Here is a 25,008-nt window from a genome sequence, read left to right as displayed (position 1 = left end):
AAGTCAACGACAAGCACGGTACGTGACGTGGAGACGCCGGAGGGCATCCGCATCGTCAGTAGCCAACTGCGATCGACGAACCTCGAACGCGATGTCATCGATGCGCAGCTCGGCCCGATCTACATCGGTGTGCGCGCCCAGGACATGCTCGACCGCGTCACGGCCGCCCTCGAGGACCGGACACGCACCCGGGCCTGGGCCTTGACCGGCCCGTACGGCACAGGGAAGTCGACGCAGGCGTTGCTGATCGCCGCGCTACTTGGCCGGGACGCCGCCCGCCGCGCCGAAGCCGACCGGCGTCTCGCCGCGGCCAGCACGACCCTGGCCGAACGATTCGCCGCCGCCCGGGAACGGTGCGCGCCGAACGGCATGATCGGTGCGATCGCCACAGCTCGGCGGGAGTCCTTGTTCGACACCCTGGCCCGAGCGCTGCGTAACGGTGCCGCGCAGGCGTGGCCGACACGACGCACGCCGAAGTCTGTCACCGCCGCTCTCACGGACTTGGATGCACCGGACGCCGGCAGCGAGCACATCATCGCTGCTGTTCGCGCTCTGTGCAGTGACAGTCCGCTGCTGTTGGTGATCGACGAATTCGGCAAGAGCCTGGAGCACCTCGCCGCCCGCGGCGAGTTCGCCGATGGGCAGGCGGACGTGTTTTTGCTTCAGGAACTCGCCGAAGCCGGTGCCGGAACACGTGGTCTGCCGCTGCACCTCCTGACGCTGCAGCATCTCTCCTTCGGCGACTACGCCTCCCGCGCCACCAACCTGCAGAGTCGCGAATGGGCCAAGATCCAAGGCCGGTTCGAGGACATCACCATGACCACGCATCTCGGCGACGCGGTGCACCTCATCCAACGGACTCTTGACCACAGCGAAGTCAGCCCAGAGGCAGCAACGCTGATCCGTAACCACGCCGAGTCCGCCGAGCAGGTATGGACGGCACAGGGACTCGACGGCGTCATGGCCGCCGACGCCGATCTGTTCGCCAGCGTCTATCCCCTGCACCCGCTCACCGTTGCCGTCGCCCCACTCCTCGCCGGCCAGATCGGGCAGCACGACCGCAGCCTGACCGGGTTCATCGCCAGCGACGAGCCCCACACCGTCGCCCGGTTCCTGGCACAGCACTCCCGCAAGGCACCCAGCCGTGCCAGCACCGTGCGCCTCGCCGACGTCTTCGACTTCTTCCTCGGCGCCGGCCGCACCACCCTGCTGGCCTCGGCCAACGCGAGCCGGTGGATCGAGATCGACACTCGGATCAGCGAGGCCAACGGCCTACCTGAAGATGACCAGGAAGTCCTCAAGACCATCGGCCTACTGAACCTCGTCGACGCGTCCGGTGCCCTCCGCGCCAGCCTCGATACAGTCCTGTTCGCTCTCACCGATCCCACCGACACGGCTGACCCGCAGGCGCGCCAGGCGCTGTGGGAACGCATCGACGGCCTGATCGACCGTAACTTCCTGGTCCACCGGGAATTCAGCGACGAGTACCGGGTCTGGCAGGGCAGCGACGTTGACCTCGGTGCAGAAATCCAGACCCTCATCGAGCGATGCGACGATCACACTGCGGTCAACGTGGTCAACCGCTACCTACCAGTGGCCGTAGTAGCGGGCCGGCACAGCCAGAGCACCGGCATGCTTCGCCACTTCATCACCAGCGCTTCCGACGCGGAAACCGGGACGGTCACCGGATGCCAGATCGGCGAGCCAGCCGACGGAATGCTGCTGTTCCATTTCGGCGACGAGAGCACCATCCCGACCGTCAACTCGCCCCTGCCCGTAGCGGTCGGTATCAGTGGGGACGCTAAGACGGTGCTCGCCGCCGCCCGCTACCTGCACGCGCTGGAAGAGCTTTCCTACAACGACGACTACGACGCCGTTGCCCGTCGTGAACTGACCGAACGAATCGCGCAGGCGAACGCAGAACTCGCCACTCGGGTCGCCGCCGCATTCACGCCGAACCTGCTCGCCCCCAACTGGCACCTGATGGCACCTAACGACAATGGCACCGTTCAGCGTCCCCGAGGCGCCGAACCGTTAGCGGCCCGCAGCCTCGCCGGCGTGGTATCCGCTGCATGCGACGCGATCTATCCCTACACGCCGGAAATTCGCAACGAGATGCTCGGGCGTCATCAACTGACGAGCCAAGGTGCAAAGGCCCGTCGCGAGCTGATGGAAGCCATGCTCACACGCCCCACCCAAGCCAATCTCGGCATCGATGGCTACGGCCCCGAACGCGCCATGTACGGCGGTGTCCTGCAATATCTCGGCCTACATCAGCCCGTCAAAACGACCTCCATCGTCAGCCTCGACACGCTGGTTCCGTATGCGTTCAGTGCCCCAAAGCCCGAATCCAGCCTAGCGCCGGCCTGGAGAGCCCTCAGTGAGCTGCTGGCGGGCTCGGAGACTCCGGTAAGCCTCGACCGCGTGCTGCACTTCTTCATGGCACCGCCATACGGCATCAAAGCGGGAATGGCGCCCTTGGTGGTTCTAGCGACGTTGCTTGTCGGAGAACAAGACCTCGCCGTCTTCGAGGAAGGCACGTACCAACCCCGGCTTACCCCAGCACTGATCGAACGCATGGTCAAAGCCCCGAACACCTTCGCGGTAAAGACCATCAATGCCGGGACGGGCCCACGCAAACAAGCGATCAACGAGATCGCCAACCTGCTCGACGTCGGCGCACCCAGCAGCTCTCGACCCGGCGTACGTAACGCCGCGCTGCTCGCTGTTGCCCGCGAGCTGCTCGACAAGGTGCGTGTCCTCAGCCCTTATGCGCAACGCACCAAGAATCTCAGCCGCGAGGCCGACGCCGTTCGCACCGCCTTGCGCGAGGCGCGCGAGCCCGACGTACTCATCTTCGACGCACTGCCCGCAGCATTAGGGCTGCCAGCCGTGCCGGTCCGGGGCAAGGCCGACAAGCAGGCCGCGCAGCAGTATGCCGCGTCTCTGGCCACCGCTTTGGCCGAGATCGCCGACATCGACCAACGGCTGCAGCGGACCGTCATCACCGCCATCGCGACCGCCTTCCGGCTTCCCGACGGGCTCTCCGAGCTTCGCGCGGGCCTCGCCCAACACACCGAAGCCCTTCTCGACGTCTCGTTGATCGAAGCACGGCTGCGAGGCCTGATCACCATCACCCATGAGGCCACGATCAGCGACGACCAATGGTTGGACATGGCTGTCGTACGGATCGCTGGCCGCGGCATGGGGGACTGGCGCGACACGGACGCTGCGGCCTTTCCTCAGCAAGCCGCAGCCATGTCCAAGAACCTCGACCGGGTCGGACACCTCTACCAAAGCGAGCAGCTCCAGGAGGGCACTCAGCCCTACTCGGTCCGTTTGCTCACGCTGACCGGCGCGGACGGGCGCGAGGACCACGCCCGGGTTCACATTCCTGACGCCCTACGAGACAAAGCCCACGAACTAGCACGCACCGTGCTGGCCGAAGCGCGGGATAATCTTGGGGCCCAGGGGGAGCGAATCCTACTCGCCATGCTGGCGGAGGCGCTGATCAGCGACGCTCCGGCTGGCACCGGCGCCGACGACGACACGCAGGACCTCACCGAGAAGAAGGCCGTCTCATGACGATCGTGCAGCAACGAACCAAGAAGAAGGTCCGTCACGTTCTCGGCATCTCGGGTGGCAAAGACTCGTCAGCGCTGGCCGTTTACATGCGCGGCAAGGTGCCCGACATGGAGTACTTCTTCTGCGACACCGGAGCCGAGCTGCCCGAAACGTACGACTACCTCAACCGGCTCGAATCGGCCCTCGGCAAGCCTATCGTCCGGCTCAACGCCACCAGGGATTTCGACCACTGGATGTCGATCTACCAGGGAACTCTGCCGAGCGCCAGCATGCGCTGGTGCACCAAGAACCTCAAGATCAAACCACTTGAGGACTGGCTGGGCACCGACGAAGCCGTGTCTTATGTAGCGATCCGCGCCGATGAGAACCGGCTGGGCTACGTCAGCACCAAGCCGAACATCAAGGCCGTCTTCCCGTTCCGCGAAGACGGCGTCGACCGTGACGGCGTGAACACAATCCTCGAGGAATCCGGCATCGGCCTGCCGGCTTACTACGAGTGGCGCACCCGCTCCGGCTGCTACTTCTGCTTTTTCCAGCGTAAGCACGAATGGATCGGGCTAGCCGAACGCCACCCTGATCTGTTCGAACGCGCCATCGAGTACGAAGATAAGGTCAAGTTCGCCGGCACAGCCATGCAAGGCCGTCAGTACACCTGGTCACAAGGTGAATCCCTGCGCGAACTGCTCGACCGGAAAGAAGAGATCGAACAGCGCCACGAGGCGGCACTCGCCCGCGCTGCCGCCCGCCCTCGGCGCAACCTGCCACTCATCGACGTCCTCAGCGACGCCCTCGACGACGAGAACGATGAGGCCGGCTGCGCTGTGTGCCACCTCTAGCGGGGCGGGTTGACTCAAGCCCGACGCGTTGTCCCTGCTCCTCCTCGGAATCGAGGAGGAGCAGCGGCACCATGGCTACTGCAGGCTGAGTTGCAAGCCGGTTCCGCTCCGCCGACCACCAGGCCACTACCGCTGCCGCGTTGGCGAAAGGGCCAACGACCACCGCGCGCCGGCTCACACGATGCATGATCACCGCTGCCACCTGGTCGTCCACAGACTTGATTGATGACACCTGGAGGATTGCGGCCAATGCTTCCGAAGGCAGAATCAGGAAAGCCCGTACGTCGCGCACCGCTCCAGTCGTCCGGTCAATCATGGCCGGGGATATCATGACCGCGAACAATGCCATCGTCTCGCCTGGAAAAACCACGGATACGGCCCACGAGTCAGCTACATCGGCATTCTCTCGACGCACATGCATTCCTTCGCCTCCTGCGCGATGAAGTTGCGCCACCGGCCATTTATGTCGTCATTCGGCTAGTGGCCACAGCATGAAGCCGTATCTCTACGCGAAGGTCAAGTCGTGCGGATTCACCAGTGAATACGGGTTCCTCGCAAATACGGAATTCCTCGCGGACAAAGCCAGCCGTAGGGCATGGGACTTCGGGGTACCCGGCGTGCCGGGCACGTTCGATACAGGCGTCAGGCGTCGAGGTGCTGTCCGGTGCCCTGGTGGCGAACCAGCGCGGCGAACCCTCGGGCGAGGTCGGCAACAGGTGTCGAGGTGCGGGCAGCGGCTGCGGGCGTCGGCGAGGTTGGTGCGGTCGTCGTCGGTGAGTTTGTGTCCGGATCACATGATCCAGGCGGTAATCCGCCGGGCCGACGGCACCCGGACGGCCACGGGGGTGGTCGGGTGCGGTTCGTGGTGAGCCGGTCCCGCAGCACGCCCAGGCTGCTCTGATAGCCACGGGCCAGGATCTCGGCATGCAGGTCAGCCATTTCTTGGACACCGTCGGTAAGGCGTTGCCGCAGGTAAGGGCGGAACGGGGCGAGAACGCTGGGGCGGCTGCTGGCGTTCGGGCCGATCAACGCCTCAGCGGTGGCGGCGCAGGGGACTGCCCCGGATTTGGTTGACTCGCCAGGTCCGGCATCGGCACGCTTGATGAACACACACCGTGTCCGCTCTCAAGGCCGTGGTCGCCGTGACACTGGCGCTCGCTGACCTCGATGCGAACAGCCGTGCTGTGCAAGGAGCGCATTCAATGGCCGTACATCCGCACGTCCCCCAGTCCGCCACCCCAGCCGTCAGCGAACAGCCGAGCCCGCCTCGGCCCCGATGCCCAGCCGGCACGGAGGCGGGCGGCGAGCCCAGACGGGCCGCGCTGCTTGCGCTGGACGTGAACGGACTGAGCCCCGAAGCCGCCTCGGTTGCAGGGGGCGTTGGCGATCCGGTCTGGTGCGTGCACGGCCATTTCGACGACGACCGGCTCGTCGACCGTCGGCACCAGGCCGATCCAGTCATGATGCGCCTGTCGATGGCCGATGCGGTCGACTGCGGAGAGCAGTTTGAACGTTCGCGCCGCTGGGAGCCAGCGTTTCTAACGGTGCGCCTCGTGCAGCGCCTCAACGAGATCCGGCCCGCGATCACCCTTCAGAGAGACGTCACCGTCAGCGAACCCTGGGTGACATGCTCAGTGGCGGAAGCAGAACGACTCGCTGACCTGCTCCTCACTGCGACTGAACGCGCAGAGGTGCCGATGCCCACCGAAGGTGTCGTGGACGGGCCGTTCTGGCAGAAGACCGCTTGCCCACCCTGGTGCACCAGCCGTCACCAGGCCGATGACGCCTACGCGGACCGGGTGCACCACGCCGACCTGCTTCCCGACGGCAAGGCTGTCATCGACCTAGTACTCGAACAGGCAACCGAGGGCCGCCCGGAGCAACTCGAGGTCACCGTCGCTCGGCACTACCGCTCCACCACTGCGGTGATCCACGTCATCAAGTCCGAGCAGACGGAGCTGCAACTCACCCCGTCCGAAGCACGTACCCTCGCGGCGCATCTGCGGCAGCTCCTCCGCACCGCCAGTCTGCCCGCCGATCCGTCGCGGCTCTGGAAGCCCCTCGACGGCGTAACCGTTGGCGGCCAGCCGGCCTTCCCCTGCCCGCACCGACGTCCATGGTGTCGCGGCCACAGCAAGAGCGAGATCGTCGAGTCCCGCCAGCCGGGCAATCCCCTCATGCACAGCGGCTCCGTGGCCAGCGTTCCCTTCACCATCGGCAACAGCCCAGGCAGCATCGACATCAGCCTCGACACCATCGATGGCCATCAACCGCAGCCCTTCGCCTACCTGCAGGTCGTCGGCGGGGACGGCGGCGGCGAGCTAGACGTCACCGCCATCGACCACACCATCGCCGCCCTGCAATTGGCCAAGAAGCTCATTCTCGACAACCCTGTCGGGAGTGTCAAGTTAACGGCTGATCTTGGTTGAGGTGGTCAGTGGTTGGCCGGGGTGAGCCGGCCCTCGAAGGCGATCTGGAAGGCGTTCAGGGGTGCCTTCCAGCGCATGGTCCAGCGTCGGCGGCCGGTGCCGGTCGGGTCGAGGCTCATCAACGCCATATACACGCACTTGAGGGCGGCCTGTTCGTTCGGGAAGTGCCCACGAGCCCGGACGGCCTTGCGGATGCGCGCGTTGACGGACTCGATCGCGTTGGTGGAGCAGATGACCTTGCGGATCTCGACGTCGAAGGCGAGGAACGGCACGAACTCGGCCCAGGCGTTCTCCCACAGCTTCACGATCGCCGGATACTTCTTGCCCCAGGTCTCGGCGAACTCCAGGAACCGCTCGGCCGCGGCGTCCTCCGTGGCCGCGGTGTAGACCGGCTTGAGCGCTTTGGCGATCTTGTCCCAGTCCTGCCGGGCCGCGTACCGGAACGAGTTACGTAGCAGGTGCACGACACAGGTCTGCACGATGGTGCGCGGCCAGACCGTCTCCACTGCCTCGGGTAGACCCTTGAGCCCGTCGCAGATGAGCATCAGGACGTCGGCGACGCCGCGGTTCTTCAGTTCGGTGAGCACGTGCAGCCAGTGCTTCGCGCCTTCGCCGCCGTCACCGGCCCAGATCCCGAGGATGTCCCGGTGGCCGTCGACGGTGACTGCCATGACCAGGTAGATCGGCCGGTTCGCGACCTGACCGTCCCTGACCTTGACGTTGATGGCGTCGATGAACACGACCGGATACACCGGGTCGAGGGGCCGGTTCTGCCACTCGACCATGCCGTCCATCACCTTGTCGGTGATGGTGGAGATGGTCTGCTTCGACATCTCAGCCCCGTACACCTCGGCCAGATGGGCGGCGATCTCGCCGTGCGTCAAGCCTTTGGCCGACAACGACAGCACCATGTCGTCGACCCCGGTCAGGCGCCGCTGCCGTTTCCGCACGATCTGCGGCTCGAACGTCCCCGCCGCGTCACGGGGAACCCGCACCTCGACTGGCCCGACATCGGTGAGCACCGTCTTGGTCCGGCTGCCGTTACGGCTGTTCCCGCTGCCCCGACCGGCAGGGTCGTGCTTGTCGTAGCCGACATGGTCGGTGATCTCACCATCCAGGGCCGACTCCAGGACCCGCTTGGTCAGCTGCTGCAGCAGCCCACCCTCACCGGTCAGCTTCAACCCGTCACCACGAGTCCGATCGACCAGCATCGCGATCAACTGCTCATCCGTGACCGCACCCACCGGCACGGCTGCCGGCTCCTGCCCCGAGATGATCTCGGTCGTCATCTGGCGTCTCTCCCTTGATCGGTCGATCAGCCGTTATTTGTACAGTCCCCCCCTGTCAGGCAGGCCTCTGACCTGCCCACGTAGGAGCGCCGTACCAGCGGGAAAGCGGGGAGGGATGGGTGTGGGGCCCTCGAACCCGGCCCAACCTAGCCTTTCAAGATCTGTAGAGGCGGCGAGCCGGTTGTGCAGGTACGCCGCCAGCACCGACAACGTGTCTGCGGGCTGTTCGCTGGAGATGCTGCTGGAAGTCAGCATGCAACGGAAACCGCTTCGCTCGTTCCTGCCCACGGCGTGGCTTCACCTCGCCACGTTCGTTTCGAGCTGGCTGGGGGTGGACGCCTTGAACTGGGTTGACCAGGGTTGTTGAGCGCTGCCGAGGGCGTGTTCGGCCAGTCGGAGGAGCTGGATGTCCGAGGTGCCAGCGGGGGCGAAGATGTGTAGGGCGTCGCGGAGGTAGCGTTCGATGGGTGACTGCGCCGGTTGGAGGCCGTGTGCGGCGTGGATTTCCATCGCGGTGCGGGCGGAGTCGATCGCGTATTCGGCGTTGATCAGTTTGGCGTTGATGAGTTCGGCGTCGCAGGGTTGCCCGTTGTCGAGCAGATGTGCGGCGTGGTAGGCGGCCAGGCGGGCGGTCATCAGCCGGGATTGCATGGTTCCGAGCCGCTGTTTCACCGTCGGCAGTTCGGCCAACGGTTTCCCGTAGCGGCGCTGGCTGGTCGCGTAGGTGACGGTGGTGTCGAGGGTCGCTTGGTGGATGCCGAGGGCGACGGCGGCGAGGTTGGGTCTGCCGTACAGGATGCTGGAGGAGTAGGCCACGTCGAGGCCGTCGCCTTCGGCGCCGAGGCGGTTGCCTGCGGGGATGCGGCAGTTGTCGAAGACGATCTCGCCGAAGCTGAAGCCGTGCAGGCCCATGCTCGGCTGGTGCGGCCGGAGGTACACGCCAGGCCGGTCGGCTTCGACGAGGAAGGCGGAGAGTCCGCGGGTGCCGGGTCCGGTGCGTGCGACGACGCCGTGCAGGTCGGCGATGTGGCTGTTACCGACGAAGGTCTTCGTGCCGTTGATGAGGTAGTGGTCGCCGTCACGGACGGCGGTGGTGGTCATGCCGAGGACGTGGCTGCCGGATCCGGGTTCGGTGACGGCGATGGTGGGCAGGCAGGTGCCGGCGGCGATGGCGGGTAGCCAGGTCTGTTTCTGCTCGTCGTTGCCGAAGTGGATGATCTTCGCGGCGCCGAGTTGGGATGCTTGGATCATGGCGCCCATGGCGGCGGAGACGCGGGACAGTTCCTCGATGATGATGCTCTTGGCGAGGTGGCCGAGTCCGAGTCCGCCGTGGGTGGGGTCGATCGTGACGCCGAGCCACCCTTGGCGGGCGATCTGCAGGGACAGGTCGTATGCCACGGTCCGGGACGCCTCCAGTTCCGGGATGTGGGGTCGGACTTCGGTCTCGGCGAACGCGCGGGCCGTGTCCCGCAGGTGCGTGTGGTGGGGGGTGAGGTGGTAGCCGTCGGTCATCTGCCGGTCTCCTCGTAAGTCGCCCTCGGCACGCTCCGGCGATGGTGGGTTGCGCCGCAAGGTTGGGCCGTGGCGGGGGTGCTGTCACCAGTAGTTCCTGGAACGTGCGCTGCCGACTTGGACGGCGAGACGACGCAGAATGTCTGGGGTCCCCGTTGGGATGGGGTCGGTGGCGCGATGGAGGTTGTCGGACGGCCCGGGCTGTTAGCTGGGGCGGTGTTCCCGCTGGTCGATGAGGGCTGACAGTTCGGCCGCCAGGGTCTTGATCGTGGTGAGCCCTTTCTGGCCCCAGGCGCGGGGTTCGGGGCCGACGACGCAGATCGTTCCGAGGGCGGTGCCGGTGCGGTCGATCAGCGGGGCACCCATGTAGGTGCGGATGCCGAGCTGGTCGACGACGGGGTTGCCGGCGAACCGTGGCCAGGCGCAGACGTCTTCGAGGACCAGCGCGCGGCGTCGGGCGACGACGTGTGGGCAGAAGCCCTGGTCTCGTGACATGCGGCGGCCGGGGTCGAGTGGGGCGACCGGTGCGGACACCCCCGGCTGGGTGGTCGGGGTGGTGTAGAGGCCGGCGAAGAACTGTCCGTGTTCGTCGAGGAAGTTCACCATCGCCCAGGGCATGTCGGTGGTCTGCGCCAGCTTGCGGGCGAAGTCGTCGAACTCCGGCTCCGGTCGTCCGAGTCGGAGGGCCTGCAGCCGGTGTAGCCGCTGCGGCGCCTGCAGGTCGGGTGGGGTGAGGAGTCGGGGTTCGTAGCTGTCGTTGATCATGCGGGACTGCCTGCCTCTATCGAGTCGAAGCTGGTGGATGCGGGAGAGGGCTGGGTGAGCAGGTGCTGCACGAGCGTCACGAGGACGGCGGTGGCGGATCGTTGATGGCGGGCGTCGCACATCACGACCGGCACCTCGGGCCGCAGTCCCAGGGCTGTGCGTACCTCCTGAGGGTCGTATCGGTAGGCGCCGTCGAACTCGTTGACGGCGACCAGGAACCGCGTGCGGCGGGATTCGAAGAAGTCCACGGCGGCGAAGCAGTCCGGTAGGCGGCGGGTGTCGACCAGCACCACCGCGCCGAGCGCGCCGTGGCACAGTTCGTCCCACAGGAACCAGAACCGGTCCTGGCCGGGTGTGCCGAACAGGTACAGGACGTTCTCGGGATCGATGGTGATGCGGCCGAAGTCCAGCGCCACGGTGGTGGTCGTCTTGGCTTCCACCCCGGCGAGGTCGTCGGTGCCGACGCTGGCCGTGGTGAGGAGTTCCTCGGTGCGCAGCGGTGGGATCTCGCTCGTCGCCGTGATGAAGGTGGTTTTCCCGACTCCGAACCCGCCTGCGATCAGCACCTTGAGTGCGTTCGGTGTGCGGTCAGAGTCGTTGTTGTAGGCCGACAAGGAGTCTCTCCAGGATCGTTCGGTCGGTCGGGTCGGCGACCGGGCTGGGTGGGCGGGTGCGTACCGCGCCGACCGCCACCAGGTCCGACAGCACCACCTTCGTGACCGCGGCCGGTAGCCTCATCCGGGCGGCCACCTCGGCGACCGTGGTCGCCTCGCCGCACAGGCCCAAGGCCACGTCGTGGTCCGGTTCCAACCGCCCGCGCGGCCGTACGCCGGTGGCGACGACCCACGACAGCAACTCCATTGCGGTGGTGGGTCGGGTTCGCCCGGCGCTGACCGTGTAGGGGCGTACCAGTCGCCCGGCCGCCTCGTCGACCCACGGCTCCTGATGCGCGCCGCCGAATCTCATCGCACGGCGGGCGACGGGATACCGGCGCCGCGGGCGGGTGTCGCCAGATACGGTCGGACGCTCTTGACCATCTGCGACATCTCGTAGCCGAGCACGCTGACGTCAGCCTGACGGCCCGCCAGTACCGCCAGTACCGCGCCCTCACCTGCGGCGGTGACGAACAGCAGCGTGTCGTCGAGTTCGGCGACCACCTGCCGCACGCCGGAGCCTCCGTCGAACATCTCGCCGGCGCTGCGGGTCAGGGAGAACAGCCCGGAGGAGATCGCCGCCAGGTGGTCCGCGCCGTCGTCGGTCAGTCCGTGGGCGGCCCGGGGCAGCCCGTCGGAGGACAGCAGCAGCGCGCTCCGGGTGTGCGGTACCCGCTCCACCAGGGCGGACAGCAGCCAGGCCAGTTCCTGGCCGGGCGTCGTGGTCATCACAGGACAACTCCTTCTGAACGTCAGCGGTCAGTGGTCAATGGGCAGGAGGTGCGGTGGGCGGTTCGCCGCTTCCGGAGTTGGCGCCGCGTAGGAAGTTGGCCATCAGGGTCGGGTTGTGGCCGCCGGTTGGCTGGTTCGCCGACGCTGGGCGGGCCTGCCGTAACGGGGCCGCCATGTGTGCCTGCCGTGTCCGGCGCGGCAGTACAGGACGCACGCCGTCGCCGTCTACGCCCGCTTGGCCCGTGTGGGCGCTGTAGCGGCGGGGCGCTGGCGTCTCGGGCGGCGCGGCCCGCGTCACCTCCGCCAGGGGCGCAGCTGAGCGGTGACGAGGGTCGGCCGGCGCAGGTGCAACACCGATCAGCGGTGATGGCACAGTCGCCGCGCTGTGCGGCAGCGTTCGGGCCGCGTCGACGGCTGGCGGTTCCTGGGCCGTTTTGTCTCCGAGCAGCGTCGTCGGCAGGATCACCACCGCCTGCACACCGCCGTAGACGTTGCTCTGCAGTTTGACCGTTATGTCGTGCCGGCGGGCCAGTGCCGAGATAACCCACGCCCCGATACGGCCATCGCGCAGCAGGTCCCCGACATCCACCCGGCCCGGATCCGCCAGCAGAGCGTTCAGCCGGTCCTGCTCCGGGTGCGGCATTCCCAGGCCGCAGTCGTCGACCTCGACCGCCACGCCGGCCGCGACCCGTCGGGCCCGCACCGTCACCTCCGTGTGCGGAGGTGCGAACGCGGTCGCGTTCTCGATCAGCTCGGCCAGCAGGTGCACCACGTCGGCCCCGGCGTGGCCGCGCACTGTTCCCTCGACCGGTGGCACCACCCGAACCCGCGGGTACTGCTCGACCTCGGCGATGGCCGAGCGCAGTACCTCGACCAGCGGCAGTGCCCTGCTCCACTGCCGCCGTGGCACGGCCCCTCCCACCACTGCGAGGTTCTCCGCGTAGCGGCGCATGCGGGTCGCGAGGTGATCCACCTGGAACAGACCCTTGAGCAGGTCTGGGTCTTCGACCTGCGCCTCCAGGACATCCAGCAGCTGGATCTCCCGGTGCACCAGTCCCTGCAGCCGGCGCGCGAGGCCGACGTACACCTCCTGCTGCCCCACCACCGGCTGAACGGGCTCAGGCCGGGCGGCCACCGCAGTCCGGGCAACAGAGCGGGCGAGTTTGCGACCGTACGACGCAGCACCTGCGATGACCACGGCGCAGGTCGCAGCGGCGCACACCAGTACCAGCCAGGCCGTCGCCGGGACGGGCCCTGGTGGCAGCGCCATCGCCCACGTCGCCGCACCAAGGCCGATCATCGCCACCACAGCGGCCGGCGCCACACACATCCCCAGCAGGCGGGCGCGCAGGCTGGTCGCAGGCGGTTCTTCAGCCGACGCGTCGAGTCGGACTCGCACCCTGCCTCCCCAAGTAGTTAGGTGGCGCCGAGCGCCACCGGCTGTGACCCCGGCCTCATTCACAGGTGTCGGCCACCTGCCGGGTCCGGTTGGTCCTGGCGTCGCAGCGATCGATGCCATTGACAATCAGTTATGGCGGGCGCGTGGAGTGTCGGACACCGTCGACACGAAGATCCGACACGGAACCCGCACCACTTGGCCCGCATGGAAGGACCAAAGCGCCTCTCGGCTGGCCACTCCGAATCCTTCGAGATCGATCAATGTTGCTGGCCAACGCTGATCGGGACCGGGTGAACGCGGGCACGGCCGGGGTCTGCCGCGGTGTCGGATTTCGATGTCGAGGGTGTTCGACACGAGCAGACGCCCCGTTAGCTGGACGAGGAATCCCGCGACCCAGGCCAGGCGATGTCAAGGCCGCTGGGAGCGGGCGGGCGCTGGGAGGGTTCATGAGCAAGCGTCTGGTCGTCGAGACACACGCCAGCTCCTGCTATTTCCGCACCTCTGTCGAGGGCGATGAGCGCAAGGCGCTGGTGCAGGTCACGGAGCGGTGCAACCTGCACTGCGCCCACTGTTTCGTGTCATCCACTCGGGTCGGCGTGGATATACCGCTGGAGGAGATGGTTGAGACGGTGCTGCCTCGGCTGCGGCGGGCTCGGGTGACACGGTTGACGTTGACCGGCGGGGAGCCGTTCGTGCACCCGCACCTGCTGGAGATCTGCGCAGCGGCGGCGAGGATGGACCTGCCCGTCAAGATCTGCACGAACGCCACCCAGACCAGCGACGCGCAAATCGCCGCTCTCGCCGCGCTGGGCAACGTGCGGGTCAACGTCAGCTTCGACGGGTTCCGCCCTGCCTCTCACGGCCGGTTCCGGGGTGACCGCGACTCGTTTGCCGTCACCCTGGAGACAACGCGACGATTTGCCGACGCCGGTCTGCTGCACGGAATCCTGTCGACGCCCAACGTGCTCACCCGCCCCGAGGAGTTCGCCGAGCTGTGCGCGTTCGCCGCGGACCTGGGCGCGGAGTATGTGCTGATGAACCCGCTGTCGAGCTTCGGTCGGGGCGTGAAGTCCCACGGCCGGCTCGCCGCGCCGGAGCAGACGATGCGGGCGATCGCCGCCGCCACGGCGCCCCTGGCCGGCCGTGTCGAGCTGGTGCCGATCCGGTTCCCGAACGACAACCGGCCGTTGTCCGGCTGCGACGCCGGCACCCTGATCTACGTGTTCGCCAACGGCGACACCGCCATCTGCCCCTACCTGGTCTTCGCCGCCCGGACGCCACAGTCACGGCACGCCGACCGTGAGTTCCTGGTCGGCAACATCCTCCACGGCGAGATCGTCGACGCCCTTGGCCGCTACCGCTTCCACGACCGCTACCAGGTCGGAGCCAACCCGACCTGTAGTGCGTGCGTGTTGAGCGACTCCTGCGGCAAGGGCTGCCCGGCAGCCGTGGTCGCCGCCGGCGAGCTCATCGGCGCCCCCGACGGCGATCAGTGTCCGCCCGAGATTGTCCGGCGTCCGCTGATCCCGATCCAACCGGTCAGGGCCTGACCGGTCATGCTGATCGTGATCGAGGGACCCAACGGGGTCGGGAAGACAACCGTCGCGGGGCTGCTGGCCGAGCGGCTGCGCCACCGCACCGGCCAGCCGGTCCACCTGACAACCGAACCCACCAGGACCCGCCTCGGGGAGCTACTGCGCGAGGCCGAGGCCGTCATCCACGGACGGGCCCTCGCCCTCGCGATCGCCGCCGACCGCACCATGCACGTCGAGGACGAGATCATCCCCGCGCTCGACGCCGGCACCATCGTGATCAGCGACCGCTACGTGCAGTCCTCACTGGTCCTGCAACGGGTCGACGCCGTCGACCTACGCGAGATCTGGAGCTACAACCGGTACGTCCTACAGCCTGCCATCTCCATCTACCTGGTCGACGACCCGCAGGTCATCGCCACCCGGCTCGCCGCACGTCGACGCCTGACCCGGCTCGAGGCGACCGGTACCCCCGAACGCGAACTGCAGCTCTACGACCAGGCGTTTCACTTTCTCAACCGCCAGTCATGGCACCAGGTGAAGATCGACTGCTGGAGCCTAGACCCGGACCAGGTGGTCTCTGCCATCCTCGACACGCTGACCCCCATGCTCGCCCAACGCCCAGCGGCCTGAAAGTCTCGCCTCGTGTTGTCGATCCTGACCCTGAACATCCAGGCCACCTCCCAGCGGCGCGCCGAACCGCTGCTGCGGTGGCTCGCCGGCCGCCCGGAACAGATCCTCCTGTTGACCGAAACCAGCGGCGGCGACGGCAGCGCCTACCTACTGGACCACTTCCGTCGCGCCGGCTGCCACGTCCTACACCCGCCCCTGCCCGATGACCGCGGCGCGGCGATGATCAGCCGCGTCCCGGTCACCGCCCGCCCGGACATCACCGCCGGACTCAGCATCCCGGGCCGGGCCGTCGCCGCCACCGTCCACACCGACCAACCCGTCACGGTCCTCGGCGTCTACGTGCCGTCCAGCGACCGCGCCCCCGCAAAGGTCGAACGGAAACGGGCGTTCCTCGCCTCCCTCGTCGACACCCTCGGCCGCCTGAAGGCCGACGAGCGGGCGCACCTGGTGCTCGGCGGGGACTACAACGTCATCCCCCGCGACCACCAGCCGCCCTACCCCGGAGTCTGGCTGCCATTCGAGTACGCCCTGTTCGACGCCCTCACCGCCGCCGGCCTCACCGACGCCCACCACCACCTCAACGCCGGTGTCCCGCAGCACAGCTGGTTCGGTCGGGCCGGCAACGGCTACCGCTTCGACTACCTGCACGTCGGCGACGCGTTACGCGACCGGCTTCGGGGCGGCGAGTACCTGCAGGAGCCCCGCGAGCAGCGCCTCACCGACCACGCTGCGGTCACCCTGGCCCTCGACCTGCCCGTCGACACCCTCGACGTGTGCCCCATGCCGCAGGTAGCCGAGCCGGCGACCCTGTTCTAGACCCCGACCATTTCCGCCGCCCGGATCAGCGAGTCGTAGGTGTCGTTCGTCCGTTGCAGAGGCGCGCCCAGCGCGACGGCGAACCGGTCAAGCTCGGCCTGGACCAGTTCACCGGACTCACCGCCATCGACGATGCGCTCGATCTCCAGGAACGCACCGATGCCGTCCACCTGATCGACGCACAACGACATCAATCCGAGCGTCGCGGTGCGGCGGGTCTTACGGATGCGCACCGTCGGATAGAAGCCCAGCTGCTGGATCGCGGCGTGCATCTGCTCCCGATCGGCCACCTCGGTCTCGTGCTCGACGCACGACTGCTCGTTGGCCACCGGCGTCTTGACCGTCAGTAGATGCCGTCCCCGCTCGGTCCGCAGCCGCGCGAACGGAACACCGATCTTGGACTGGCCGTAATCCCAGCCGACCCGCGCGTATGCCTGATCATCCTGGAAGACCGGCGCCGACAGGGCGATCCCACGGGCGGCCAGAGCCGCTTCCAGCGCCGCGAAGTCACCGACCTGGTACTTGACCTCCACCTCACATACGGCCGCCACAGTCGTGCCCATCGTCTGGGCAGTATCGCCACTCGTCACGTCGTGGCAGCCTACGGCGTCACCGGCGGACTGGCGCCACGCCCCGCCCGCCCCCGCAGCAGTTCAACTACCACCGCCCGACCGGTCCGCTCTCCAACGGTCGATGCTGCGTCGCCTGGGCGGGTAAGCCGGCGTCGGTGGTCCGGACGCGCCCAGCTCTTTCGGCCGGTGCGCCAGCGAACCCTGTCTGTCCCGGAGACGGTGGTGCGGCACCTCGGCGTTCGGCAGGCGATATCCAACGCGAGACGGGTCGTGTCGAACACCCTCGACACACCTTCTGACGCGGGCAGCACTACGAAGCCATGCGGTCCTCGCTGATCTCACGCCGACTGAGGGCCTCGAGTCTGTCCTCTCCTGTTTCGCCCGCCGATCCCGCAGGTCTTGAGCGCTCTCGGGGCATCCGCTCCATGGCGGGCGAGCCTTGGCCGTCGAAGGTCGGTGTCGATCGGTGTCGAAAGGCTGTGTCGGACGTAGTCGACAGGCACGCTCAGGCGGTTACGTGAACGTCGCGGCACGAGTCTCCGCAACCGGCGGTGATCACGCGTTGCCCGAATTGTGACTGCTCGCGAGCAACCGTCCGGGAGGTATTGATGTTTTTGCAGCCAGGACAGGCCGCTGCCAGCTGCCGACGTGGCAGCCGGATCCGGGCATCCGGTCGGCACGCGGACTTGCCGGTCGTGACTGCGGAGCGTGGTCGGCTCGCCGAGCCGACGAGCGACCAGCACACACCAATATTGATCAACGCCAGCCGTCTCGCGGCGGCAGGAACCCTCCGGTGAGCACACCACCAGCCGCACTGACGGCAGCCCACGTGCTGTCGGGGCAGGGCGGGTTGAAGATCGCGTTGACGGGGCCGTTCGGGGTCGGGAAGACCACTCTGGTGCAGACGGTGTCGGACATCGCCCCGTTGAGTACGGAGGTCGCTGTCAACTCGGACGATGTCTCCCACGCGCCGGGCAAAACCACGACCACGGTGGCGATGGACTTCGGTCGGCTGGAGGTCAACGGCGTCACTCTGTTCGTGTTCGGCACGCCCGGGCAGCGGCGGTTCTGGTTCATGTGGGACGCGATCGTGCGCGGCGCAGTCGGGGCGGTGGTGCTCGTCGACGTTCGCCGTCTGCAGGACTCGTTCGCGCACCTGGACTACGTCGAGCACGTCCGGCTGCCGTTCATCGTCGCGGTCAACACGTTCCCCGGCGCCCGCAGTTTCGCCGCGTCCGACATGCGTGAGGCCTTGGCCCTGTCGGTAGAGGTGCCGATCGTCGAGCTCGACGTGCGGGACCGTGACAGTGTCCGGCGGCTGCTGATCACCCTCGTCCAGCACCTGCTGGCCCGCCGCCCCGGCGGGGTCCGTGCTGACGGGACCGTCTCCGCCTGAGCCACCCGGTCGCGTGTCCGCGCCTGTTGGTCGGCGTCGTGATCGTCATCGCCGTTCACCTTTGGCGGCTGGCAGCCCTGAGGACCCTGGCCCGCCGGGCACATCGCTGGTCAGGGCCGCCCCGGCAGAGGCCCGCACCCACCCTCATCCTCCAAGGACCGCCACGTGAACTTTCGTCACCACGTGCACCCCACGCTTCCTCAGCACGAAGTCCTGCGAAGGAGATGAGCCATGCCGAGCAGTCGTTACCAGTTCCGTCACAGCATTAACCACCTCGGACCGTTGCAGGACGTTCTCGATCCCATCACCACCATCGACCTGGCTCAGGTCGATGTCACCGCCGGGCAACGCGCGATGGACATCGGCGCCGGAGCCGGGTCCGTCGCCTACCGGCTGTGTGACCTCGTCGGGCCGACCGGAGCGGTCACCGCCGTCGACATCGACACCAGCCTGCTGCGCCCCGCCGGCGTACTCGGCGTCCGCCAGGTCGATCTACGAACCCAATCCCTGCCTGCCGATCCCGGCACCATGGACGTGGTCACGGCGCGATGCGTGCTGGAGCACCTGCCGAACCGGCACGCCCTACTCAACGAGATGATCACCGTGCTGCGCCCCGGCGGGCACCTCGTGCTGGGGAGCATCGTCTACGCGCCCGTAGTCGCCCACGCCCCCCACAGCGGCGACAGGGAACTCATCGTCCGCGTCGTGCACGCCATCCTCGACACCCTCGCCAACCACGGCGTCGACCTGCACTGGGGCGACCAAACCGCAGCCGTGCTCCTCGGCAACGGCTTCGAGCACGTGCGCACCCGCTGGGTCGCCGAAACCTGGACCGGTGGTAGCGCCGGCTGCCACCTCTACAGCGACGAAGCCCACCACCTGCACCACAAGCTCCTCCGCGAAGGCCTGTCACACAGCGACCTGGACCGCTTCTTCGACCTCATGGCCGACCCCACGGTGCAGATTCGCGGCTACCAGTTCGTCTCCACGACCGCCCGGAAACCCAGATAAGCGCTCGGTGTGCTCGCCCTGCCGGCCCGGCCACGACATTAACGGGAACACCGCCACACCCCAACACCGACCGCCGAATAGGCCCACGATCCCAGGAGTCCCGCCCGCGATGACCCCGTACCTTCGCCTGGCCGACCGCCACAACCTGCAGACCCCGGTCTACCACTACGTCCATCCCGACAGCGGCCGACGGGTCACCCTGATCTCCGCCATGCCCATTGGCGAAGCCGCCTACTACGCCCGCCTCACCACGATCATCAACGACCGTGAGTCCGAGGGGGCCGTGGTGCACCGCGAGGGACCCGACCATGTGCCCGCCGCCGAGGACAACAGCACCGCCGAGGAACAGAAACTCCTCGCCGATTGGCGACGAGCGCATCGGATGGAAGCGAACCGCGTCGCGCTCGCCGGCCTCGTCGGCCACCACACCGGCCTCGGCCACCACCCCCACTGGCGGTACATCGACGTCAGCACCCTCGACATCATCCGGATTGCCGGCCACCGGAGCATCACCGACAGGATCCGCCCCACCCTCACCTCTCGGGACTGGCCGCTTGACGACCCCCGACCCATCTACGCCTTCCGCCTCCTCATGGCCATCGGCCTGCGACTGGGCGCGATCACCGCCCGCCTCGGCACCCCACCCCGCCACCGCCGGGGTTTCGAGACCGTTGTCGCCAGACGCACCGCCGTCGCGCTGGACGGCGTCGCCGCCACCCATCAGGACATGGTCCTCGTCTGGAACGCCGCCTACACCCCTAGCCTCGACACCGGCCTCCGCAACACCGGATACCAGCGCATCCACACCGACTGGTACACCGCCATCACACTCCCCACCATCTCCCGCGCCTGCCAGGACCTCATCCGCAACCCCGAACCCACCCAGCCATGGGGCAAGCGACACCACGAGCACGAGCCTTCGCGACGCCCCCGCCACCACCCCTGACGGGTGATGCCGCCAACATCACTGTCTGACCAGCCAGCACAGGCTGCCCACCGCCGAACCGTTTCCGGATAGGAACATGCCACCGTTCACCCTCCCCGCTGTCGCGGGGACTTGCGGACAGGACGCTGTCCTCTACGACCTCGACGGCGTGCTGCTCGACAGCAAGAACCTGATGACCGCCGTGATCACCGATGTCACCGCAGCCGTCCTCGGCAGCCCGCCATCTCGCCCAGCAGTCACGTCGGCCCTGACGATGCCACCGCCCCTCGCACTGCACGCCCTCGGCGTGCCCGACCCACAGACGGCCATCGACACGCACTTCGACGCCGCCTACGCTCGTCACGCCCACCGCGCCACGGCCGTCCCCGGCGTAGTCGATGTGCTGCGGCAACTCCACGAGGCAGGCGTCGCCCAAGGCATCGTCACCCTGCAACGCCGACACCGTCTAGACATGCTCGACCTGTCCACGATCCTGCCGCTGATCGACACCCTCGTCTGCCACGACGACGCACCTCCAAAACCCTCACCCGCACCGCTGCGGCAAGCACTGACCCGCCTTGGTGCCACCGCCGTCCGAGCGTGGTTCGTCGGCGACGCGGCCACCGACGTCACCGCCGGCCGAGCAGCCGACATCCGCGTCGCAGGCGCGACCTGGGGCTACCACTCCTCAGCCGCACTCCGTGACGCCGGAGCCACCGTGCTCCTCGACACCCCCGCCCAGATCCGGACACTGACGATCGGACGACAAGAACCCACCACATCGGCATGACCCCGTCGCTGTTGCACTCGGGCCTCGACCCTACGGGTGCTCGCAGACATCCCCGAGACCACCAATCAGGGGCAAAACGCGGATGCCGCTGGTCTTCTTGGCCTCGGCTTCCGGCTCAACCGCGGCGCGGCTGAACGACTCTGCCGGGCAGAGGGCTGTGCCAGAGGTCGCCGGTGGATGGGTACGCAGTCGACGGGTTGCTGAGTTGACGAGTTCGGCGCTGACCCTGCGCATACTGCGGCTTGACGCAACCCGAGTTCGTGATGGGCGACCTCATCCGGCCGAATCAGTCGTCAGCGCTCCGCCTGTCATGCAAGCGCCGCCAGCGAACGGACAGGGCTGTCGTTCACTGCCCGAGGGCGGTAGCGGAGGTGTACGACGCCGTTTCGGAATCGGCGCTCATCGAGGAGCTCGAGGTCTGCGCGCATGCCGGTCGGCAGCCCTGGCTTGCCCCCGCCGACGACAATGGGCAGGACGAACAGCTGGCACTCGTCGACCAGCCCGGCCTTGAACGCCTGCGTCACGAGGTTGGCACCTCCTACGGTGAGATCGCTGCCGGCCGTGACCTTCAGTTCGTGTACTGCGGCGGGGTCGAAACGGCGTTCGAGTCGGGTGTCGGCAGTTGACACCGCGGCGAGGGTCGTGGAGTACACGACTTTGCTCGCCGCCTGCCAGGCGCTCGCGAAGTCGGCCATGAGGTCGGACTGCGCGGCCAGAGCGGCGTCGGTCTCCCAGACGGCCATCGCCTCGTACAGGCGCCGCCCGTAGAGAAACGTGCCCACAGACCGCAGGAGGTCGGTGGTGAACGCGAATACCTCGTCGTCGGTGGGGAACCAGTCGAACGCGCCGCGTTCGTCCTCGATGTAGCCGTCAAGCGACACGTTCGTCACGTAGATGAGCTTGCCCATGCCGTTACCTCTCCAAGGTCGATCGAACTAGATCAAGCATCGGGCCGTCTCACGACTCCCCTGTCCCGGGAGACCAAAACCGACTGCCCTCACCTGTTCTACGAACGACCTGCGGCAGATCCGACACCCGCGCCGCCGCCGCTGAACTCGGCATCGACCCCGACATCGCGCTGCAACTCGCCGCCCTCGCCGGCGACCAGTTAGACGCCGGCCAGAACACGGCAGACGCCGTCCTCCCCCGCGCCGAGCACGGCTTGGTCACCGTCTCGTCCGGCGGCGGCTGCTGCGGGTGACCAGCAGCCACACCACCGACGTCCCCGCCGGCCACACCAGTGCCGGCGGGTGGCGGCGGTGAGCCGCACCTGTCCGCCTGCCGGCCCCTCACCTATCGCCAGGCGCAGACGCCCAGGAGGGTTCCAGGTCTGTGGCGCTACGCCGCCTTCGGGCGGTTCCGGCGGGGGATGATCTTGCTTGTGGCTTCCGCGGTTGTCTTCTTCATGTCCTGCAGCACCGAGGTGTAGACATCGGCGGTCATCTTGTAGGAGGAGTGGCCGAGGGTGTCCTGGATTTCCTTGATGCTGGCCCCGGCTGCGAGCATCAGGGTCGCGGCGACGTGCCGCATGTCGTGGAACCGGATGGGAGGTAGGCCGCTGCGTCCGACGAGCCGGTCGAAGCGGGCGGTGACCATTTCCGGGTGCCAGGGTTGGCCGTCCGCCCGCCGGACGAAGAAGACATCGCTGTCGGTCCAGGCGTCTCCCGCGGAGATCCTCCACGCCGCTCGTCGCATAAGGTACTTGCGCAGGCTTGTGACGGTCTCGTTGCTGAGGTCGACGATCCGGTCTCCGGCCGCTGACTTCACCGGCTTTTCGATGACCTGGTAGCCGACGCTGGTGCGTTGGCTGGTGATGGTGATCGCGGCCGCCTCTAGGTCGACGTCGTAGTCGTGCAGGCCGCACAGCTCGCCCCGTCGGGGGCCCCGGTGGAGGGCCAGATCGAACAGGGCATACAGCTCGGGATCCTCGGTTTCGGCGAAGTCCAGGAACTCTCCGACCTGAGCGGGTGTCCAGACCATGACAGGACTGGGTCGCTGCCGGGTGTGGTGCCACCGGTTGACCGCCGCGTCCGTCCAGAGCCGGGGCCTGGGCGCCTTGCCGGATTTCAGCTCGACCGACTCGGCCGGATTGTGGTCGACCAACCGGTGGTGGTAGAGACGACGGGCGTCGTTGAGGGCCTTGCGCAGGGTCGCGAGGATTCGCTGCTGACTGGCGTCGCCGACCGTGCGGATGCCCTTGACCGCGGCGCGGACCTTCGGCACCGGGCTGGCCTTGGCCGCGAGGATCTCGGCGTTGTGAGCCTCGATCGTGGTGAAGACCGACTCGATGTGCGCGGCGGTGAGTTCCTGCAAGGGCACCTGGCCCAGATGGGGCGTCCAGTACTTGGTGATGTGGTCCTGGTAGCTGCGCCGGGTCGCGGGCGCCAGCTTGGTGCGGTTGGTGATCCATTCGGCGAGGTACTCGCCGAGGGTGAGCCGGCTGCCGGCGGGCACGCCGGAGCGGATGCGGTGTGCGACGTGGTCGCGGTCGGGCAGCGGCTGGCCGGGCTTGCACGCCTGCAGCAGGTCGGCGATATGCCGACGCAGGATCTCGTCGCGGCCGGCGAGGTCGAGCAGCGCGCGGACGTGGTCGCGTTCGGCGGCGGCCTCCTCTCGGGTGTCGAAGCCGCTGCGGCGTAACTGCCGCCGCCCGTCGGTGGCGTCGAGCGGGAGTTCGAGCTGGTAGCGCCATACGCCGTGGTGGGGGTTCCACCCGTTGCCACGGCGTAGCTTGGGGCATTGGTTGCCGAGGCGTTTGCCGTCCTTGCGGCAGCTGCAGCGTTTGGTGATGGATCCGTCTGCCATGACGAGTCTTTCTCCTCGCCGATGCCCGCAGGGGCGAGCATCGGATTGTCGGGTGTCCGTTGGGTGGTGATCACCGCTCGCGTGGGCGACGTGATCAAGTCGCGGACGGCGGGGCCGGGGGTTCGCTGGGGACGCCGAGGGCGGTGAGGATCGCGGCGACGGAGACCCGGTAGCGGGATCCGACGCGCAGCACCGGTACCGGCAGTCGGTCACGGCGTGCCAGGTCGTAGGCGCTGCTGCGGGACATGCCGAAGATTTCGCCGACGGTGGCGATGTCGGTGACCGCACCGAGCGCCCGAATACGCTCGACGGTCCAGACAGGCGAAGACGTCGCTGCGCTTTCTGCGGGAGTGCTGGCCGTGCTGTCCATGACGGGTCGTCCTTCCGGAAACGGAGGAGAGGGCCCGCCACCGTGGTGCTTGGTGGTGGCGGGCCCTCGGAATGGATGGGCTTGCTGATGTGGTGGTCAGGCGGGTGATTCCCACCGGCCTCGCGCGATCCCGGCGGTGCCGTCGCCCGTTGGGGGCGGCTCGGACGTGACCAGCGGGGTTGCGGCGGTCGAGAGGCGACGGTCCGCCGCCCGACCGCCCGCAAGCTGGCCCCGCTCTTCGCGTCCTGGGTGTGGGCGTTCAGTGAGGCGGCATCGGTTATGCGGGCGCCACCCACCGGTGGGGGCACAGCAGCAGCCGCAGCGCGGCGGCTGCCTGTTGCGGGACGACGCCGTTGCCGAGGACCCGCAGGGCGGTGGTCCGCGGCAGCGCGAGCGTCGGGTCGGTCACGTGGCCGCTGTTCAGGCCCATGAGCCATTCCACGAACGGCGGTGCCAGGACTGGCTTGCCGTGCCGCCCGGGTTGGGTCGGCTCAGGCACGGGGCGGCCGAGCAATAGTTCCCAGCGGGCCACGGCGGGGGCGTAGACACCCCACCGGTGGGTGTCGGGCTGGCCGAGGCCGGCGATGGTGGTGCGCAGGTCCGCTCCACCGTCGCCGTGCTGGCCCTGTCCGCGTGCGTCGGATGCGCGCGGGGTGGGCAGGGTCCGGGCCGGTACCCGCACCGCCGCCGACGGCAGAGTCAGGTCCCCGTGGGACCCGCGCTGCCCGGGGCAACCCTTCGTTCCGTCGGTGGCCCGTGGGGTGGGCAGCAGCACCTGCGACAGCGGCGGCCGGAATCCGGCGCCGGCTCGCCGGCCCGGGGTGCCGGTGTCACTGGCTCTCGGAGTCGGCAGCAGTCGACCCCCGTCGGTGAGCGTCCGCCCCGCATGTCCGGTGGGCGTAGTGCGTCCGCCGGTGGTGTTGGCCGAGGATCGGCCGTCGGCCACCTCCGCAGTCGG

22 protein-coding genes are annotated in these 25,008 nt (G+C 67.9%); 10 read left to right on the top strand and 12 right to left on the bottom strand.

Features of this window, described 5'->3' with window-relative positions; translation table 11 throughout:
* The first annotated feature begins 27 nt into the window (after positions 1 to 27).
* The 3 genes from GA0070618_RS10805 to GA0070618_RS10790 all read left to right on the top strand — a co-directional run bounded on the left by GA0070618_RS10805 (position 28) and on the right by GA0070618_RS10790 (position 6,850).
* Positions 28 to 3,585, top strand: coding sequence for an ATP-binding protein (locus GA0070618_RS10805; RefSeq protein WP_197701740.1), 3,558 nt, complete (start codon positions 28 to 30; stop codon positions 3,583 to 3,585).
* Positions 3,582 to 4,421 (top strand): phosphoadenosine phosphosulfate reductase domain-containing protein, encoded by an 840-nt coding sequence (locus GA0070618_RS10800; RefSeq protein ID WP_088981518.1) that lies wholly within the window; start codon positions 3,582 to 3,584, stop codon positions 4,419 to 4,421. Before GA0070618_RS10805 ends, GA0070618_RS10800 begins: the two co-directional genes overlap by 4 nt.
* A 1,115-nt stretch (positions 4,422 to 5,536) precedes the next feature.
* Positions 5,537 to 6,850, top strand: a complete 1,314-nt coding sequence (locus GA0070618_RS10790) for a DUF6907 domain-containing protein (protein ID WP_143740575.1) — start codon at positions 5,537 to 5,539, stop codon at positions 6,848 to 6,850.
* Positions 6,851 to 6,855: 5 nt separating this feature from the next.
* Here GA0070618_RS10790 and GA0070618_RS10785 read toward each other — a convergent pair whose 3' ends face one another.
* The 7 genes from GA0070618_RS10785 to GA0070618_RS10755 form a co-directional block, all read right to left on the bottom strand.
* Positions 6,856 to 8,061 (bottom strand): IS256 family transposase, encoded by a 1,206-nt coding sequence (locus GA0070618_RS10785; protein WP_231931856.1) that lies wholly within the window; start codon positions 8,059 to 8,061, stop codon positions 6,856 to 6,858.
* A 375-nt stretch (positions 8,062 to 8,436) separates the two neighbouring features.
* Positions 8,437 to 9,651, bottom strand: a complete 1,215-nt coding sequence (locus GA0070618_RS10780; protein WP_088981515.1) for an acyl-CoA dehydrogenase family protein — start codon at positions 9,649 to 9,651, stop codon at positions 8,437 to 8,439.
* 204 nt (positions 9,652 to 9,855) lie between these two features.
* Complete coding sequence (locus GA0070618_RS10775) at positions 9,856 to 10,416, bottom strand: GAF domain-containing protein (RefSeq protein ID WP_088981514.1); 561 nt, start codon at positions 10,414 to 10,416, stop codon at positions 9,856 to 9,858.
* On the bottom strand, positions 10,413 to 11,030 hold the full coding sequence (locus GA0070618_RS10770; protein WP_088981513.1) for a GTP-binding protein: 618 nt from the start codon (positions 11,028 to 11,030) through the stop codon (positions 10,413 to 10,415). Before GA0070618_RS10770 ends, GA0070618_RS10775 begins: the two co-directional genes overlap by 4 nt.
* Positions 11,005 to 11,382, bottom strand: coding sequence for a DUF742 domain-containing protein (locus GA0070618_RS10765; RefSeq protein WP_088981512.1), 378 nt, complete (start codon positions 11,380 to 11,382; stop codon positions 11,005 to 11,007). The genes GA0070618_RS10770 and GA0070618_RS10765 overlap by 26 nt, the downstream gene beginning before the upstream one ends.
* Positions 11,379 to 11,798: a roadblock/LC7 domain-containing protein gene (locus GA0070618_RS10760; protein WP_088981511.1), complete on the bottom strand. Its 420-nt coding sequence runs from the start codon at positions 11,796 to 11,798 to the stop codon at positions 11,379 to 11,381. Before GA0070618_RS10760 ends, GA0070618_RS10765 begins: the two co-directional genes overlap by 4 nt.
* A 37-nt stretch (positions 11,799 to 11,835) precedes the next feature.
* On the bottom strand, positions 11,836 to 13,200 hold the full coding sequence (locus GA0070618_RS10755) for a sensor histidine kinase (RefSeq protein WP_231931690.1): 1,365 nt from the start codon (positions 13,198 to 13,200) through the stop codon (positions 11,836 to 11,838).
* A gap of 446 nt (positions 13,201 to 13,646) precedes the next feature.
* Between GA0070618_RS10755 and GA0070618_RS34630 the strand changes: the two genes are divergently transcribed.
* Genes GA0070618_RS34630 through GA0070618_RS10740 form a run of 3 tightly spaced genes read left to right on the top strand, consistent with a single transcriptional unit; the run spans position 13,647 to position 16,181 of the window.
* Positions 13,647 to 14,750: a radical SAM protein gene (locus GA0070618_RS34630; protein ID WP_088981510.1), complete on the top strand. Its 1,104-nt coding sequence runs from the start codon at positions 13,647 to 13,649 to the stop codon at positions 14,748 to 14,750.
* 6 nt (positions 14,751 to 14,756) lie between these two features.
* Positions 14,757 to 15,365, top strand: a complete 609-nt coding sequence (gene tmk / locus GA0070618_RS10745) for a dTMP kinase (protein WP_088981509.1) — start codon at positions 14,757 to 14,759, stop codon at positions 15,363 to 15,365.
* 12 nt (positions 15,366 to 15,377) lie between these two features.
* A complete protein-coding gene (locus tag GA0070618_RS10740; RefSeq protein ID WP_088981508.1) occupies positions 15,378 to 16,181 on the top strand; it encodes an exodeoxyribonuclease III in 804 nt (267 codons plus the stop codon).
* On the opposite strand, the gene cyaB is transcribed toward GA0070618_RS10740, so the two are convergent.
* Entirely contained in the window at positions 16,178 to 16,771 is a 594-nt protein-coding gene (cyaB, locus tag GA0070618_RS10735; protein WP_231931689.1) for a class IV adenylate cyclase, read from the bottom strand. The two genes, GA0070618_RS10740 and cyaB, sit on opposite strands and share 4 nt — an antisense overlap.
* A 775-nt stretch (positions 16,772 to 17,546) precedes the next feature.
* Between cyaB and GA0070618_RS10730 the strand changes: the two genes are divergently transcribed.
* The 4 genes from GA0070618_RS10730 (at position 17,547) to GA0070618_RS10715 (ending at position 20,875) form a co-directional block, all read left to right on the top strand.
* Positions 17,547 to 18,149 carry a GTP-binding protein gene (locus GA0070618_RS10730; protein WP_414467573.1) on the top strand — a complete coding sequence of 201 codons (603 nt, stop codon included), beginning with the start codon at positions 17,547 to 17,549 and terminating at the stop codon, positions 18,147 to 18,149.
* 231 nt (positions 18,150 to 18,380) lie between these two features.
* Complete coding sequence (locus GA0070618_RS10725; RefSeq protein ID WP_088981506.1) at positions 18,381 to 19,160, top strand: methyltransferase domain-containing protein; 780 nt, start codon at positions 18,381 to 18,383, stop codon at positions 19,158 to 19,160.
* 109 nt (positions 19,161 to 19,269) lie between these two features.
* Complete coding sequence (locus tag GA0070618_RS10720; RefSeq protein ID WP_088981505.1) at positions 19,270 to 20,106, top strand: hypothetical protein; 837 nt, start codon at positions 19,270 to 19,272, stop codon at positions 20,104 to 20,106.
* Positions 20,107 to 20,182: 76 nt separating this feature from the next.
* Complete coding sequence (locus GA0070618_RS10715) at positions 20,183 to 20,875, top strand: HAD family hydrolase (RefSeq protein WP_088981504.1); 693 nt, start codon at positions 20,183 to 20,185, stop codon at positions 20,873 to 20,875.
* A gap of 308 nt (positions 20,876 to 21,183) precedes the next feature.
* Here GA0070618_RS10715 and GA0070618_RS10710 read toward each other — a convergent pair whose 3' ends face one another.
* The 4 genes from GA0070618_RS10710 to GA0070618_RS33985 all read right to left on the bottom strand — a co-directional run bounded on the left by GA0070618_RS10710 (position 21,184) and on the right by GA0070618_RS33985 (position 24,996).
* Entirely contained in the window at positions 21,184 to 21,783 is a 600-nt protein-coding gene (locus GA0070618_RS10710) for a dihydrofolate reductase family protein (protein WP_088981503.1), read from the bottom strand.
* A gap of 430 nt (positions 21,784 to 22,213) precedes the next feature.
* Positions 22,214 to 23,680 (bottom strand): tyrosine-type recombinase/integrase, encoded by a 1,467-nt coding sequence (locus GA0070618_RS10705; protein WP_088981502.1) that lies wholly within the window; start codon positions 23,678 to 23,680, stop codon positions 22,214 to 22,216.
* Between the two features lie 94 nt (positions 23,681 to 23,774).
* Complete coding sequence (locus GA0070618_RS10700) at positions 23,775 to 24,050, bottom strand: MerR family transcriptional regulator (RefSeq protein WP_088981501.1); 276 nt, start codon at positions 24,048 to 24,050, stop codon at positions 23,775 to 23,777.
* Positions 24,051 to 24,327: 277 nt separating this feature from the next.
* Positions 24,328 to 24,996 carry a hypothetical protein gene (locus GA0070618_RS33985; protein WP_231931688.1) on the bottom strand — a complete coding sequence of 223 codons (669 nt, stop codon included), beginning with the start codon at positions 24,994 to 24,996 and terminating at the stop codon, positions 24,328 to 24,330.
* Positions 24,997 to 25,008 lie beyond the last annotated feature (12 nt).

The organism is Micromonospora echinospora (genome assembly GCF_900091495.1).
Classification (GTDB): domain Bacteria; phylum Actinomycetota; class Actinomycetes; order Mycobacteriales; family Micromonosporaceae; genus Micromonospora; species Micromonospora echinospora.
Note: the sequence above shows the minus strand (reverse complement) of the source record. Positions and strands in the feature narration are given on the sequence as shown.

What these genes read in the sequence shown, in the direction of transcription:
- GA0070618_RS10785 (WP_231931856.1), bottom strand. Translation starts at nt 8,061, where the DNA reads ATGCTGGTCGATCGGACTCGTGGTGACGGGTTGAAGCTGACCGGTGAG.
- GA0070618_RS10720 (WP_088981505.1), top strand. Translation starts at nt 19,270, where the DNA reads ATGACCCCGTACCTTCGCCTGGCCGACCGCCACAACCTGCAGACCCCG.
- GA0070618_RS10780 (WP_088981515.1), bottom strand. Translation starts at nt 9,651, where the DNA reads ATGACCGACGGCTACCACCTCACCCCCCACCACACGCACCTGCGGGAC.
- GA0070618_RS10775 (WP_088981514.1), bottom strand. Translation starts at nt 10,416, where the DNA reads ATGATCAACGACAGCTACGAACCCCGACTCCTCACCCCACCCGACCTG.
- GA0070618_RS10700 (WP_088981501.1), bottom strand. Translation starts at nt 24,050, where the DNA reads ATGGACAGCACGGCCAGCACTCCCGCAGAAAGCGCAGCGACGTCTTCG.
- GA0070618_RS10765 (WP_088981512.1), bottom strand. Translation starts at nt 11,382, where the DNA reads ATGAGATTCGGCGGCGCGCATCAGGAGCCGTGGGTCGACGAGGCGGCC.
- GA0070618_RS10705 (WP_088981502.1), bottom strand. Translation starts at nt 23,680, where the DNA reads ATGGCAGACGGATCCATCACCAAACGCTGCAGCTGCCGCAAGGACGGC.
- GA0070618_RS10725 (WP_088981506.1), top strand. Translation starts at nt 18,381, where the DNA reads ATGCCGAGCAGTCGTTACCAGTTCCGTCACAGCATTAACCACCTCGGA.
- GA0070618_RS10715 (WP_088981504.1), top strand. Translation starts at nt 20,183, where the DNA reads ATGCCACCGTTCACCCTCCCCGCTGTCGCGGGGACTTGCGGACAGGAC.
- GA0070618_RS10760 (WP_088981511.1), bottom strand. Translation starts at nt 11,798, where the DNA reads ATGACCACGACGCCCGGCCAGGAACTGGCCTGGCTGCTGTCCGCCCTG.
- GA0070618_RS10800 (WP_088981518.1), top strand. Translation starts at nt 3,582, where the DNA reads ATGACGATCGTGCAGCAACGAACCAAGAAGAAGGTCCGTCACGTTCTC.
- tmk (WP_088981509.1), top strand. Translation starts at nt 14,757, where the DNA reads ATGCTGATCGTGATCGAGGGACCCAACGGGGTCGGGAAGACAACCGTC.
- GA0070618_RS10710 (WP_088981503.1), bottom strand. Translation starts at nt 21,783, where the DNA reads ATGGGCAAGCTCATCTACGTGACGAACGTGTCGCTTGACGGCTACATC.
- GA0070618_RS34630 (WP_088981510.1), top strand. Translation starts at nt 13,647, where the DNA reads ATGAGCAAGCGTCTGGTCGTCGAGACACACGCCAGCTCCTGCTATTTC.